Raw genomic sequence first — 14,330 nt, 5'->3', positions numbered from 1 at the left:
ATCCCCTCATCCCGCCAGCGCATAGGCGGCAGGCACCACCAGCCGCTCGGACGCGTCAAACAGATAGACATGCGCCGGATCCAGCCAGACCGAAAGCGGCTGGCCGGGCGTCAAAAGATGCACCCCCTCGACCAGACCCACCCAGCGATCAGCGCCATGCTCGACATGAACAAAGGTCTCAGAGCCGGTAATCTCGGTCGCGGCCAGAGTACAGGTGAACTCGACCGCGGCGGGGCCGGGACGGGTCAGCGACAGGTGGTTGGCGCGGAAACCCGCAAGACAGGCGCCATCGGGCAGGTCAGAGAAACTGCCCGCCGGCAGTTGACTATCACCCAAGGTCACAGCCCCATCTTGCTTACGCGCAGCGACGAAATTCATTGGCGGATCGCTGAAGACCCGCGCCGTCGTCGCATCGACCGGCTGGCGATAGACAGTCGGCGTCGGCCCGAATTGCGTTATCCGCCCCTGCCATAGCGTCGCGGTATTGCCGCCCAGCAACAGCGCCTCTTCAGGTTCGGTGGTCGCATAGACAAAGATCGCGCCCGACGCCTCAAAGATACGCGGAATCTCGACCCGCAACTCTTCGCGCAGTTTGTAATCAAGGTTCGCCAGCGGCTCATCCAGCAGGACAAGCCCCGCGCCCTTGACCAGCGCCCGCGCCAATGCGCAACGCTGCTGCTGGCCGCCCGACAGCTCAAGCGGCTTACGCCCGAGCATCGGCGTCAGATGCAGCATATCGGCAGTTTCGCGGACCTTGCGGTCAATCTCGTCCCGGGGCCGGCCAAGAATGCGCAGCGGCGAGGCGATGTTTTCATAGACCGTCAGGCCGGGATAGTTGATGAATTGCTGATAGACCATGGCGACGCCACGATCCTGAACCCGCTGGCCGGTGACGTCGCTGCCATCCCAAAGGATGCGGCCGGTCGTCGGCTGGTCCAGCCCGGCCATCAGCCGCATCAGGCTGGTCTTGCCAGCCAGTGTCGGGCCGAGCAGCACATTCATGCTGCCTTTTTGCAAGGTCAGGTTGGTGGGATGGATATGCACCTTCCCCCCGACCGACCGGGATATGCCCTGCAGTTCCAGCAAAGCGGTCCTCCCCCTAATACTCCGCCCCTGGTTCAGGCGATACGATGCTGCTCCACGAACGCCTCCAGTTCGTGGCGCTGCGCCTCATTCATGTGCAGGCCCAGCTTGGTACGACGCCAAAGGATATCCTCGGCGGTCCGGGCAAACTCGTGACGGATCAGCCACATCACCTCAGCCTCGGTCAGACCGGCGCCGAAATCACGACCCAGCGCGGCCATGCTGTCGGCACCGTTCAGCAACAAGAACGCCTCGGTACCGTAGGTACGCACCAACCTGCGGGCAAGACGCCCGGACAGGAACGGATGGCTGGCCTGAAGCTGCGCGATCAGGTCCGAAACCCCGTCCACGGGAAAATCCCCGCCGGGCAGCGCCACCCGAGCTGTCCAGTCCCCACCCGCCTGCGGAAAGAATGGCACAAGCTTTGCCATCGCGCTTTCCGCCAACCGGCGATAGGTGGTGATCTTGCCGCCAAAGACATTGAGCAGCGGCGCGTCCTCATCATGCAGGCTAAGCACATAGTCCCGCGTCGCCGCAGTCGCCGATTTTGCGCCGTCATTGTAAAGCGGACGCACCCCAGAATAGGTCCAGACCACCTGATCCGCCGTCACGGGACGCGCAAAATACTGGCTGGCAAAAGCGCAAAGATAATCCCGCTCTTCGTCCGAACAGCGCGCCTCACCGGGGGCGCCGCGATGGTCCATATCGGTGGTGCCGATCAGGGTGAAATCTTCCTCAAAGGGAATGGAAAAGATGATCCGCCCATCCGTACCCTGGAAGAAATAGCAGCGATCGTGATCATAAAGACGCGGCACGACAATATGGCTGCCTCGCACCAGGCGCACACCTTCGGTCGAGGGGATATGCGCGACATTGCGGATCACATCCTCGACCCACGGCCCGCCAGCATTGACCAGCGCGCGGGCGTGATGAATGCGTGTACCCTCGGGACCTTCGGTGGTGATGCGCCACAGCCCCTCGGCACGCTCGGCATGGGTGACGCGGGTCCGGGTCATGATCGTCGCGCCCCGCGCCGCAGCATCGCGCGCGTTCAGCACCACAAGCCGCGCATCCTGCACCCAGCAATCGGAATATTCCCAGCCCAGGCTGAAGCCGGGCCTAAGCGGCTGACCAACAGCATCACGCGACAAATCCAGCCGTTTCGTGCCCGGCAGGATCTGACGCCCGCCCATATTGTCATAAAGAAACAGCCCCAGCCTGATCAGCCATGCCGGCCGACGCCCGCGCAGCCACGGCATCGTCATCGACAAAAGCCGCGATGTCGGCGTATCGCTTTCAAACCGCATCTGCGGCGAATAGGGCAGCACAAAACGCATCGGCCATGAGATATGCGGCATGGCGGTCAGCAGCGTCTCGCGCTCTTCCAGCGCCTCACGGACCAGGCGGAACTCAAAGAATTCAAGGTAGCGCAAGCCACCATGAAAAAGCTTGGTCGAGGCCGAAGAGGTCGCCTGCGCCAGATCGCCCATCTCGGCCAGCGTCACCGAGAGGCCACGCCCCACCGCGTCCCGCGCGATGCCGCAACCGTTGATTCCACCGCCAATGATGAAAAGGTCAGCCTCGGGCCGTGCTGGTGTTGACACGCCGATTCCCTTCCGTCGTTTCGCACCGCTTTTGATAGCCGAAAGATGTAACGGTGATGTAATACCAGTCAAGCGAGAATTTTCGTTTATGATCGTTTTTATACACAAACGAATGTTCGTGCGCGGCATTGCTGCATGATTCGCTGCATAATGCAGCAATTGCAGTGCATAACAGCATGGCATGTGCGCGGTTTCCATGGCGTAATGGTACGTCGCTGTCCGCGGATCAGCGGCAAACCGCGTTTAAACGAAGATTCTCAGGCAGGATCGCACAACTTAAGGAAGAATATTTAAAATTATAATCAACCAAAAGAAATTTCAGGTCCTCTGCTGCCACAACGCGGCAACAAAACCGATGATTTACAGGCGCAGGCAGCGTTAACCATCGCTCGGGCTTGGTATTCCCGAGAAAATCTGGCAAAGGACGGCGCATCCTAAGAAGGGCCATGCAGATGAACAGCCAATCCGTCATCAACACCGGGGGTCAGGCCGATACCCTGACCCATCTTCAGAGGCTTGAGGCCGAAAGCATCCAGATCATGCGCGAGGTCGTGGCCACTGCCGACAACCCGGTGATGCTGTATTCTATCGGCAAGGATTCGGCCTGTATGCTGCATCTGGCGAAAAAGGCTTTCTACCCTGCCCCGCCGCCCTTCCCGCTGTTGCATGTGGACACGACCTGGAAATTCCGGGCCATGTATGATCTGCGCGACCGCGCCGCACAGGCAGCGGGAATGGAGCTGATCGTACACCATAACCCCGAGGCGCTGGAAAAGGGTATCAACCCCTTTGACCATGGCAGCCTGCATACCGACATGTGGAAGACCGACGGTCTGAAACAGGCCCTGACCAAATACAATTTCGATGTCGCCTTTGGCGGTGCCCGCCGCGACGAGGAAAAATCGCGTGCCAAAGAGCGGGTGTTCTCGTTCCGCTCGGCCAATCACCGTTGGGACCCCAAGAACCAGCGCCCCGAGCTGTGGAAGCTTTATAACACCCGCAAGGGCAAGGGTGAGTCGATCCGCGTATTCCCGCTGTCGAACTGGACCGAACTCGACATCTGGCAATACATTCACCTTGAGAACATCGAGATCGTCCCGCTGTATTTCTCGGAACCGCGCCCGGTGGTCGAGCGTGACGGCCTGCTGATCATGGTCGATGACGACCGTTTCCCGCTGCGCGAAGGCGAAGAGCCGATGATCAAATCGGTCCGCTTCCGTACGCTGGGTTGCTATCCGCTGACCGGCGCAGTGGAATCCAACGCCCGTACCCTGCCCGAGGTGATTCAGGAAATGCTGCTGACCACCACTTCGGAACGTCAGGGCCGCGCCATCGACCACGACCAGTCCGCTTCGATGGAAAAGAAGAAACAAGAGGGGTATTTCTGAGATGAACAACGAAATGAAAGACCCCGCCTACATCGCCGATGCGCTGATCGCACAAGACATCGACGCCTATCTGCTGAAACATCAGCACAAGACCATGCTGCGCTTCATCACCTGCGGCTCGGTCGATGATGGCAAGTCGACGCTGATCGGCCGCCTGCTTTATGACAGCAAGATGATCTTTGAAGACCAGCTTGCGAGCCTTGAAAGCGATTCAAAGGTCGTCGGCACTCAGGGTGGCGAGATCGACTTTGCGCTGCTTGTCGATGGTCTTGCAGCCGAGCGCGAACAGGGCATCACCATCGACGTTGCCTATCGTTTCTTTGCTACGGACAAGCGCAAGTTCATCGTCGCCGACACCCCCGGGCACGAACAGTACACCCGTAACATGGTTACCGGCGCCTCGACCGCCGACCTTGCGGTGATCCTGATCGACGCGCGCCAGGGCGTGCTGACCCAGACGCGGCGGCACAGCTATCTGGTAAACCTGCTTGGCATCAAAAACGTGGTGCTGGCAGTGAACAAGATGGACCTTGTCGATTACTCGGCAGAGCGGTTCTACGACATCGTCGCGGATTATTCGCATTTCGCCAAACAGATCGGCATGGACAGCTTTCTGCCGATCCCGATTTCGGGTCTCAAGGGCGACAATATCGTCGAGAAAAGCGCGAACATGCCCTGGTACCAGGGGCCGACATTGCTTGGCCACCTGGAGGAAGCACCGGTCAGCGACCAGCAGATGCTTGAACATCCGTTCCGCATGGCGGTGCAATGGGTGAACCGGCCGAACCTCGACTTCCGCGGCTTTGCCGGACAGATCAGCGCGGGCGTCGTGCGGCCGGGCGATGCGATCCGGGTGCTGCCTTCGGGCAAGACGACCACGGTCAAATCCATCGTCACCTATGACGGCGAGCTGGAAAAGGCTGTCGCTGGTCAGTCGATCACCCTGACCTTTGCTGATGAGATCGACTGTTCGCGCGGCGATGTCATCGTCCAATCCGACGAGCCCTGCGAGGTTGCCGACCAGTTCGAGGCGACGCTGGTCTGGACGGCCGAGCAAGAGATGCTGCCGGGCCGTCCCTACCTGCTGAAAATCGGTACCCAGATGGTCACCGCGACCGTCACCGAGCCGAAATATGAAGTTAACGTCAACACGCTGGACCATCTGGCCAGCAAGACGCTGGGGCTGAACGCAATCGGCGTGGTCAATATCTCGACCGACCGTCCGATCCCCTTTGAGGCCTATGCCCAGAACGTCGATCTTGGCGGTTTCATCCTGATCGACCGCATGACCAATGCGACGGTCGCAGCGGGGATGATCCATTTCGCCCTGCGCCGGTCGCAAAACATCCACTGGCAGGCACTGGACGTCAACCGCGAGGCTCACGCCGCGCTGAAAAACCAAAAGCCCGCAGTGATCTGGTTCACCGGTCTTTCGGGCTCGGGCAAGTCGACCATTGCCAACATCGTCGAGAAAAAGCTGCATGCCCTTGGCAAGCACACCTTCCTGCTGGATGGCGACAACATCCGCCACGGGCTGAACCGCGACCTTGGCTTTACCGATGCCGACCGGGTTGAAAACATCCGCCGCGTGGGTGAGGTCGCCAAACTGATGGCCGATGCCGGGCTGATCGTGCTGACAGCCTTTATCTCGCCCTTCCGGTCCGAACGGCAGATGGTACGTGACCTGATGTTGCCGGGCGAATTCGTCGAGGTCTTTGTTGATACGCCTCTGGAGGTTGCCGAGGCGCGCGACGTCAAGGGCCTGTATAAAAAAGCGCGGTCGGGCCAGCTGAAGAACTTTACCGGTATCGACAGCCCCTATGAGCAGCCGCAGCAGGCCGAGCTGACCGTAAACACGGTCGATCTGACGCCCGAAGAGGCTGCCGAGCGCATCGTTCAATATGTGCTGCGCGAAATGAGCTAAGGCCCCCGATCAGGGCGAGCCTTGAGAAATTGAACGGGCGGCGACTGTGATCCAGTTGCCGCCCGTTTCATTTGCACAAAGGCCGCGACAGGCCATAAGAAAGGGCCGGAGCACAGATCCTATGCCCCGACCCTGCGTTTGCCCCTGGTGCCTAAAGTCCGGTCAGGGGAAATCCGGTGATCCGCTTGGGCCGGGGCGGGGCATAGGTTCGCACTTTCGAGGTCTTGAGGCCCAACCGCACCAGCGACTCGGCAATGGTGACGGCGGCGGCAACACCATCCACCACAGGCACCCCGGTCCGTTCGCGGACTTTTTGCTCAAGCTCAGCCATGCCACCACAACCAAGGCAGATCACCTCGGCATGATCATTGGTGACGGCGGCGGCAGCCTGTTCGACGATGGCCTCTACCGCGCGCTCGGGCTGTGTTTCCAGTTCAAGAACCGCCATGCCGCTGGCCCGGACCGAGGCGCAGCGCGCATCTAGCCCGGCCAGCTTCAGCCGATCCTCGATCAGCGGAACAGCGCGATCCAGCGTCGTTACCACGGAATATTTATGGCCAAGGAACATGGCCGTTGAAGCAGCCGCCTCGGTGATATCGACGACCGGAACTTCAAGCAGTTCTTGCAGCCCTTCGCGGCCATGTTCGCCATACCCCGCCTGAATGACCGCATCAAAGGGCTGATCGTAGCGCATGACCGCATCCATGACGCCGACGGCGGCAAGGTAGCTTTCAAAATTGCCCTCGACTGACTCCGCGCCAAAGCGCGGGGTCAGGGCGACGATCTCGGTCCCCGGCGCAGCAGCCTTTTGGGCCTGCACGCCGATGCCATGGGTCATCGTCTCGGTCGTGTTCACGTTCACTACAAGAATACGCATGTCTTCTCCGTCTCGGGTCAGTGGTTGGTCGCCACGGCAATGGCCTCGCCATCCCGGTCAACATAGCTCAGCCCCTTGGGCGCGATGAGCCAGTAAAACAGCGCGCCCAGCCCCGCAGCGATGAACCACGAGAATTGCGAAAGCGCATGCAGCGCCGGCAGGAAGGCGATCAGCAACGAGATCGCAGCCGAGGGGATCAGCGCCTTGATGGCAGCCGGATTAAAGCCACCCACATAGTGATAGGGGCCGCTGGCGTCGTCGATGTAAAGCGACGGCACATCCACCTGCTGTTTGCGGATCAACCAGTAATCCGCCATCACGATCCCGAAAAGCGGCCCAAGAAAGGCTCCAAGCCCGCCAAGGAAATAGACGATGACGATCGGCGAGTTATAAAGGTTCCAGGGCAGGATCGCAAAGCCGATGATCGCGCTGACCACCGCAGCGCGGCGAAAGTCCAGATGGCGCGGCAGCAGGTTCGCCAGCGCAAAGGCCGGAGCGACAAAGTTCGCCATCAGGTTCACCGCGATGGTCAGGATCAGCAGCGACAGGCTGGCGATGATCAGCAGCGGCTTGCTGGGGATCTTTTGCACGACATCGGTCGGGCTTTGGATCAGGGTACCATCTATCACCAACTGGCCGCCGGTCAGGATCACCACGATCATGCCAAAGATCAGCATGTTGATCGGGATGCCCCAGAAATTGCCCATGACCACCGCCCGGCGCGAAACGGCCCCGCGGGTAAAGTCACAAAAGTTCAGAACGAAGGTGCCATAGATCGCCACCCAAAGCGAAGCAGCACCCAGAATCTGTGCCCACATCGCCCCGCCACTCAGCGCATTCGGCGGCGACCAGCGCAGCTCTCCGCCCGCGCTGTAGAGTACCCAACCCGCCAGCGCGACAAAGGTCACAAGAATGACCGGGCCGGCGCAGGCTTCGTATTTGCGGATGCTCTCCATCCCGTAACAGGCGATGATGACCTGAACCACCCAAAGAATGCTGAAGCTGATCCAGCCCAGCACCGACAGGCCCAGCACCATCTGCTGCGCCAGAGACGCAAGGCCGGGGATCAGCGCGATCAACAGCACATCCAGCACCATCGAGGCCAGATAGGTCTGGATCCCGAACCAGACGATGGCGACACCACCACGGATCAGGGCCGGGATCTGCGCGCCACGGGTACCAAAGCTGATGCGGCTCATCACCGGGAAAGGCACCCCGGTCTTGATGCCCATATAGCCCGACATGGTCAGCAGGATGAACAGAAACAGCGCGCCAAAGCTAAGCGCGGTCAGGATCTGCCAGCCGCCAAGGCCAAGCGCGAAAAGCCCGATGGCAAAAGAGTAATTGCCAAGGCTGTGCACGTCATTGGCCCAGAGAGCAAAGATGTTATACGCGCTCCACGTACGGCCTTGCTGCTGGGTGGGCGCAAGGTCACGGTTGTAAAGCCCGGGCGACACGTCGGGCGGAATGGTTTCGGACAGCGTGACGCCCTGCAGGGGATCATGGCCGGTCTCGGCGGTCTTGATACTGGCCATTACTGCCCCTTCCATTTCGGGCAGAAGCATCCCCGCGCCGTAATCCGTTGATCCGCAAGATTGCGCCCGTTGATCGGCCGACGCAAAAGCCCTTTTGCGGGGCGCGTCGCCATGCGACGCCCCTCAGTCACAGTTGGTGCCATGGTTCCCTCCCGTTCCTCTGGCAGCCGGCCTTACCCGGTACGACAAGCTTCCCGCATTGAGCTTGCACCTGAAATGTTAGATGATATCTTTACTAAGCGTCTATTTAGCATGTCGCATAACACCATATCGGAATTATTGAAAATTCTCCGTAGCTGAATCAGACAGACTGGCGCCAACGGGGGGACTGAATGGATGGAATGCTTAATACGCGCGCACAGGTCGCGCTGGCCGAAGCTTTGCGCCACGGCGAATTGCATGCCGGCCAATTCCTGTCGATGCCTCAGCTGGTCGATATCCTGAAACTGCCATTGGCCGCGGTGCGCGAGGCCGCGCGCCATGCCAGCAGCTCGGGTTGGCTTGAGATTATTCCCAAGCGGGGGGTTCAGATCATGGACGCCCGGCCCGGGACGATCCGCGACAGTCTCGACATGCGCATGGTGCTGGATCAAGAGGGTGCGCGGCGCCGCATTCTGGACGGTGACGAGCTCGCCCCGCTGGGCGCGCTACGTCAGGCGCATGAGCAGATGCTGGCTGCCGCCCGTGGCGCGGCCACACCAGAGCTGTCACCGAATGCGATTGCAGTCGATCTGTCGCTGCATGACTTTCTGGCCGGAGGGCTGAATAATCCGCTGCTGCGCAGTTGCTATGACAGCAACCGGATCCGCATCGCGATACTTCAGCGCGTGCGCCCCTTTGTGCAAGAGCGTATCCTTTCGGCCATGGAAGAACATCTGGCGATCATTGATGCGGTCGAGCGCCGCGATATATCCGCTGCGGTCGAGGCCATCGCCTATCACTGCGAACGCACCCAGCATTGGTGGGGCGTGCCGGCCTATCACCGCGGCCGCTAAAGCGCCTCGGCCCCGCAACCCACACCTGCAAGCCGGCACATCGCCTCATGCTGGCTCAGAAACACCTGCCCGGTCAGATGGTCAAGGAACCGGCTGCGCTGCAGCCGGTCCATTACCGGCCCCTTCACCTCTGAAAGGTGGAAATGGATGCCTGTCTCGGCCAGCCGACGGTTGATCTCTTCGAGGCTTTCCAGCGCGCTGGCATCAATGTCATTCACCGCCGGACACATCAGGACCACATGGCGCAGCCCAGAACGGTCGGCCACCAATGCGGCGATGCGATCTTCAAGAAAGCGAGCATTGGCGAAATACAGGCTTTCATCCACCCGCAGGGACAGGATCCGGGGATGGGTGATAACACGGTGACGCTCAATATTGCGGTAATGCTCGGTCCCAGGCACCTGCCCGACGACAGCGGAATGCGGGTGTGAACTACGCCATTGCTGCAAGATCAGCGACAAAAGCACCCCGGCGGTGATACCCTCTTCGACGCCAAGGGTCAGGGTGACAAGGATCGTTGTGAGCATCGCCGCCCCGTCCGAGCGGCAATAGCGCAAGGTACGGATCACCGCGCCGAAATCGACCAGTGTCAGCACCGCAAGGATGATGGTCGCGGCCAGCGTCGCCTGTGGCAGATCGGCCAGCGCCGGGGTCAGAAACAGCGTTGCCAGCGCGATGCCGACAGCCGTGAACACACCTGCAGCAGGGGTGCGCGCGCCGGCATCGAAGTTCACCACCGAGCGGGCAAATCCCCCGGTGACCGGATAGCCCGAGGTCAGCGCCGCAGCAATATTGGCGGCGCCAAGCCCGACCAGTTCTTGATCCGGCTCGATCCGTTCGCGCCGCCGCGCAGCAAGCGTCTGTGCGACAGAAACGGATTCAACAAAACCCACAACCGAAATCAGCAGCGCCGCCGGGATCAGCGCCACCACCAGATCATAGGAAAGAACCGGCAAGCCAGGGCTGGGCAGACCGCGTGGAATCGCACCGATCAGCGCCACACCCTGTCCCCCCAGATCCAGCCAGCGGGCCAATCCGATGGTCGCGGCAATGGCAAGGATCGGCGCCGCCCGCGCAACGCCATCGGCAAGACGCGGCCCAACGCCGGCAAGCGTCAGCCAGCCTTTGAGATAGCGGCGCGAGAGGTAAAGAAAGACCAGAACCCCAGTCCCGAGGATCACAGTCCCGGGATTGATCTCGCCTGCCTGCGCCACCAATGCGAACAGGATCTGTGGCAGGGTGCCGCCACCGCCCGGCGTGCCGAGGATGTGATGCAGCTGCCCCGCCGCGATCAGGATGCCCGACGCGGTGATAAAGCCCGAGATCACCGGATGGCTAAGAAAATGCGCCAGAAACCCCAGCCGCAAAATGCCCATCACCACCAGCATCGCACCGGAAAGCGCCGCCAGCGTCACCGCAGCTGAGACGGCATCGGCAAGTCCGGCATCGACCACCGGCGCAACAGCCGAGGCCGTCATCAGCGACACCACCGCGACCGGCCCCACCGCCAGCGTGCGCGACGAGCCAAAGACCGCATAGGCCAGCAAAGGCAGGATCGAGGCGTAAAGCCCTGCCTCGGGCGGCAGGTTGGCAAGCATGGCATAACCAAGCCCTTGCGGAATCAGCATGATCGTCACGATCACCGCCGCCAGCAGGTCGGCGGTGAAAGTCGCGCCGTCATAGCGCCTGCCCCAGTCCAGAATGGGCAACCAGCCCCGCACTCGTCTCACACCCAAACTCCCTGCCCTCGTCCTTTGGACAATAGCAGATCAGCACCGGGGCGGATCAAGCGCAAGCACCTGACTTTTCCCAGCTATTTCCAGGGGGCCTGCAACAGGTCCAGCGGGATTTTCAGATAGCGCCGCCCGTTCGCCTCGGGTTCGGGCAGACGCCCGGCGTTGATGTTGATTTGCAGCGCATGCAGGATCAGCTTGGGCATTGGCAGGGTGCGGTCGCGGGCCTCGCGCACGGCCACGAATTCATCCTCGGTCGGCCGCTGCGACAGGTGGATATTCGCTGTCCGCTGCTCGGTCACGGTCGATTGCCAGCGCGCCTCGCGTCCGCCCTGACAGTAATCGTGGCCGGTGAAAATCCGCGTCTCATCCGGCAGGGACAGGATATCCTGAATCGATCGCCACAGGACATGTGCATCTCCGCCCGGGAAATCGGCACGGGCAGTGCCGCTGTCAGGCATGAACAGCGTGTCATGCACAAAGGCCGCATCCCCGACGACATAGGTGACCGAGGCCAGCGTATGGCCCGGTGAAAACATCACATGGGCGGGGATATTGCCGACCGAGAACCGCTCACCCGCAGCAAACAGCTTGTCCCATTGCGAGCCATCGGCAGGGAAATCAGGCCAGTTATAGAAATCCTTCCACAGGTTTTGCACCTCGACAATCTTTTCGCCGATGGCGGTCGGGGCGCCGGTCTTGCTGCGCAGGTAATCGGCGGCCGAGAAGTGGTCGGCATGGGGATGGGTATCCAGAATCCACTGAACCTCATAGCCTTTATCAGCGATAAAGCTAAGGATGCGGTCGGCCTCGATGGTGGCGGTGGCACCGGATTTCTCGTCATAATCCAGCACCGGGTCGATGATGGCGCATTTTCCGGTCTCGGGGTCGGCTACGACATATTGCACCGAGCCGGTGCGCGCCTCGTAGAAGCCGGTCACTTCCGGGACATTCACCATGGGTCGTCTCGCTTTTGCTTCTTTAAACCGCAGCCGGCCAGGCCGGCCTATGGGATGACCTCTATTCAATCCCACGCCCCAGTGCCACCGAAACCATAGCTGGAAAAGACCCCGCCGCCGCGTCAGAAGGAAGCGGCCAGTAAGGCTCTGGCCGCCTCTGGTTGCTGCGCCGAGGTCAGCCCGCCTCGGTCACGGCGGCGTCTTTCGCGGGCAGATACAGCGCCCCGCCCTGTCGGAATTTTTCGGCCATTTCCTCCATGCCGGCCTGACGCTCGGCCTCGGCCCGGATGTCGTGCGAAATGCGCATCGAGCAGAACTTGGGCCCGCACATCGAGCAGAAATGCGCAAGCTTATGCGCCTCTTTCGGCATGGTCTCGTCATGCATGGCGCGTGCGGTGTCAGGGTCAAGGCCAAGGTTGAACTGATCCTCCCAGCGAAACTCGAACCGTGCCCGCGACAAGGCGTCATCGCGCAGACGCGCCCCGGGATGACCCTTGGCCAGATCGGCGGCATGAGCGGCCAGCTTGTAAGTGATCACACCGGTTTTGACGTCGTCACGGTCGGGCAGACCCAGATGTTCCTTGGGCGTGACATAGCAAAGCATCGCGGTCCCGAACCAGCCAATCATCGCCGCGCCAATGGCCGAGGTGATATGATCATAGCCCGGCGCGATATCGGTGGTCAGCGGCCCGAGCGTATAGAAGGGCGCGTCATGGCAATGGCGCTGCTGCTCATCCATATTCGCCTTGATCTTATGCATGGGCACATGGCCCGGCCCCTCGATCATCACCTGGCAATCCCTGGCCCATGCGATTTTGGTCAGCTCACCCAAGGTGCGAAGCTCGGCGAATTGCGCCTCGTCATTGGCATCAGCGATCGAACCGGGGCGCAACCCGTCGCCCAGACTGAAGCTGACATCATAGGCACGCATGATGTCGCAGATTTCCTCAAAATTCTCATAGAGAAAGCTCTCGCGGTGGTGATGCAGACACCATTTCGCCATGATCGAGCCTCCGCGACTGACGATCCCCGTCACCCTGCGCGCAGTCAGCGGGATCATATGCAGGCGCACCCCGGCATGGATGGTAAAGTAATCGACGCCCTGTTCGGCCTGCTCGATCAGCGTATCGCGGTAAATCTCCCAACTCAGATCCTCGGCGACGCCGCCGACCTTTTCCAGTGCCTGATACAGCGGAACCGTACCAATCGGGACCGGAGCGTTGCGGATGATCCAGTCGCGGATGTTGTGAATATTGCGCCCGGTCGAAAGGTCCATGACAGTATCGGCGCCCCAGCGGATCGCCCAGACCATCTTTTCAACCTCTTCCTCCATGCTGGAGGTGACGGCGGAATTGCCGATATTGGCATTCACCTTGACGCGAAAATTGCGGCCAATGATCATCGGCTCAAGCTCACGATGGTTGATATTGGCCGGGATGATCGCACGACCGGCAGCAATCTCGGCCCGCACGAACTCGGGCGTCACCAGATCGGGCAGATCCGCGCCCATTGGATCACCATCGCGAATATGGGCGGCCAACCTGCCTTCATTCTCGCGGATGGCGACAAATTCCATTTCTGGCGTGACGATGCCCGCACGAGCATAGGCAAGCTGAGTAATTGCCCGGTCCCCGACCGCGCGCAGCGGATCGCGGCGTTCAGGGAATGCAGGGGTCAGGCGCGCGCCCTCGGCAAACCCGTTGTCGGCAGCAGTCACGGGACGGCCCGGATAGGAGGCCACGTCACCGCGCCGCAACTGCCAGTCGCCGCGCAGATCGGGCAGACCACGCGCGATATCGGCCCGCACCCCGGCATCCGTATAGGGGCCAGAGCTGTCATAGACGATCAGCGGTGCCTCGTTTGAAACCGCGATTTCGCGCATCGGCACACGAATATCGTGCACCTGCCCCGGAACATGGATCTTGCGCGATCCGGGCAGAGGGCCGGTGGTGATAGTGGGAAGGGTCTGGCTCATCTCGTTCTCCCTGAGCAGAGACCCAGCCGAGCCCGGAAGCAGAAAGGGGCCAACGGCCCCGCGAGATGCGAAAAGGGCCGGGTGGCCCGAAAGGACCACCCCGCGATCTGCGTATGGGGAAATGCCCTTCGGTCTTCCTACGCCAGTATCAACTGGGTCAGGTTCAAAGGGTCGCTTCACCGGAACCGCTATAAGACGGTCCCTGTCAGCCTCTCAGTCCCCTGGGCGGGACTCCCCTGACGTCCGGGCAGCATGGC

At 61.0% G+C, this 14,330-nt stretch carries 10 protein-coding genes and 1 riboswitch; of the genes, 3 read left to right on the top strand and 7 right to left on the bottom strand.

Annotation, left to right across the window (positions count from 1 at the left end; all coding sequences use genetic code 11):
* Positions 1 to 6 precede the first annotated feature (6 nt).
* Positions 7 to 1,086 carry an ABC transporter ATP-binding protein gene (locus M511_RS13915; protein WP_085502503.1) on the bottom strand — a complete coding sequence of 360 codons (1,080 nt, stop codon included), beginning with the start codon at positions 1,084 to 1,086 and terminating at the stop codon, positions 7 to 9.
* A gap of 32 nt (positions 1,087 to 1,118) precedes the next feature.
* The gene (gene glpD, locus M511_RS13910; protein WP_085502502.1) at positions 1,119 to 2,687 is read right to left on the bottom strand and encodes a glycerol-3-phosphate dehydrogenase; all 1,569 of its coding nucleotides are present in this window, start codon (positions 2,685 to 2,687) and stop codon (positions 1,119 to 1,121) included.
* 452 nt (positions 2,688 to 3,139) lie between these two features.
* On the opposite strand from glpD, the gene cysD reads away from it, so the two are divergent.
* On the top strand, positions 3,140 to 4,075 hold the full coding sequence (cysD, locus tag M511_RS13905) for a sulfate adenylyltransferase subunit CysD (protein ID WP_217809612.1): 936 nt from the start codon (positions 3,140 to 3,142) through the stop codon (positions 4,073 to 4,075).
* Between the two features lies 1 nt (position 4,076).
* Positions 4,077 to 5,999, top strand: a complete 1,923-nt coding sequence (cysN, locus tag M511_RS13900; RefSeq protein WP_010396473.1) for a sulfate adenylyltransferase subunit CysN — start codon at positions 4,077 to 4,079, stop codon at positions 5,997 to 5,999.
* A 151-nt stretch (positions 6,000 to 6,150) separates the two neighbouring features.
* Here cysN and M511_RS13895 read toward each other — a convergent pair whose 3' ends face one another.
* Together M511_RS13895 and M511_RS13890 are read right to left on the bottom strand one after the other, a co-directional pair.
* Positions 6,151 to 6,876 (bottom strand): aspartate/glutamate racemase family protein, encoded by a 726-nt coding sequence (locus tag M511_RS13895; RefSeq protein ID WP_010396475.1) that lies wholly within the window; start codon positions 6,874 to 6,876, stop codon positions 6,151 to 6,153.
* A 17-nt stretch (positions 6,877 to 6,893) separates the two neighbouring features.
* A complete protein-coding gene (locus M511_RS13890; RefSeq protein ID WP_085502518.1) occupies positions 6,894 to 8,411 on the bottom strand; it encodes an NCS1 family nucleobase:cation symporter-1 in 1,518 nt (505 codons plus the stop codon).
* 332 nt (positions 8,412 to 8,743) lie between these two features.
* On the opposite strand from M511_RS13890, the gene M511_RS13885 reads away from it, so the two are divergent.
* Complete coding sequence (locus M511_RS13885) at positions 8,744 to 9,406, top strand: GntR family transcriptional regulator (RefSeq protein WP_040601998.1); 663 nt, start codon at positions 8,744 to 8,746, stop codon at positions 9,404 to 9,406.
* Here M511_RS13885 and M511_RS13880 read toward each other — a convergent pair.
* The 3 genes from M511_RS13880 to thiC all read right to left on the bottom strand — a co-directional run bounded on the left by M511_RS13880 (position 9,403) and on the right by thiC (position 14,073).
* The gene (locus tag M511_RS13880) at positions 9,403 to 11,136 is read right to left on the bottom strand and encodes a SulP family inorganic anion transporter (RefSeq protein ID WP_176224556.1); all 1,734 of its coding nucleotides are present in this window, start codon (positions 11,134 to 11,136) and stop codon (positions 9,403 to 9,405) included. The genes M511_RS13885 and M511_RS13880 overlap by 4 nt on opposite strands.
* An 83-nt stretch (positions 11,137 to 11,219) precedes the next feature.
* Positions 11,220 to 12,098 (bottom strand): MBL fold metallo-hydrolase, encoded by an 879-nt coding sequence (locus M511_RS13875; protein ID WP_085502501.1) that lies wholly within the window; start codon positions 12,096 to 12,098, stop codon positions 11,220 to 11,222.
* A gap of 175 nt (positions 12,099 to 12,273) precedes the next feature.
* Complete coding sequence (thiC, locus tag M511_RS13870; RefSeq protein WP_085502500.1) at positions 12,274 to 14,073, bottom strand: phosphomethylpyrimidine synthase ThiC; 1,800 nt, start codon at positions 14,071 to 14,073, stop codon at positions 12,274 to 12,276.
* A 117-nt stretch (positions 14,074 to 14,190) separates the two neighbouring features.
* Positions 14,191 to 14,321, bottom strand: a riboswitch (TPP riboswitch).
* Positions 14,322 to 14,330 lie beyond the last annotated feature (9 nt).

It is taken from the genome of Paracoccus sp. J56 (assembly GCF_019633685.1).
Taxonomy (GTDB): domain Bacteria; phylum Pseudomonadota; class Alphaproteobacteria; order Rhodobacterales; family Rhodobacteraceae; genus Paracoccus; species Paracoccus kondratievae.
This window is presented reverse-complemented; position numbering and strand designations above follow the sequence as displayed.

What these genes read in the sequence shown, in the direction of transcription:
- cysD (WP_217809612.1), top strand. Translation starts at nt 3,140, where the DNA reads ATGAACAGCCAATCCGTCATCAACACCGGGGGTCAGGCCGATACCCTG.
- M511_RS13885 (WP_040601998.1), top strand. Translation starts at nt 8,744, where the DNA reads ATGGATGGAATGCTTAATACGCGCGCACAGGTCGCGCTGGCCGAAGCT.
- M511_RS13895 (WP_010396475.1), bottom strand. Translation starts at nt 6,876, where the DNA reads ATGCGTATTCTTGTAGTGAACGTGAACACGACCGAGACGATGACCCAT.
- M511_RS13890 (WP_085502518.1), bottom strand. Translation starts at nt 8,411, where the DNA reads ATGGCCAGTATCAAGACCGCCGAGACCGGCCATGATCCCCTGCAGGGC.
- thiC (WP_085502500.1), bottom strand. Translation starts at nt 14,073, where the DNA reads ATGAGCCAGACCCTTCCCACTATCACCACCGGCCCTCTGCCCGGATCG.
- M511_RS13875 (WP_085502501.1), bottom strand. Translation starts at nt 12,098, where the DNA reads ATGGTGAATGTCCCGGAAGTGACCGGCTTCTACGAGGCGCGCACCGGC.
- cysN (WP_010396473.1), top strand. Translation starts at nt 4,077, where the DNA reads ATGAACAACGAAATGAAAGACCCCGCCTACATCGCCGATGCGCTGATC.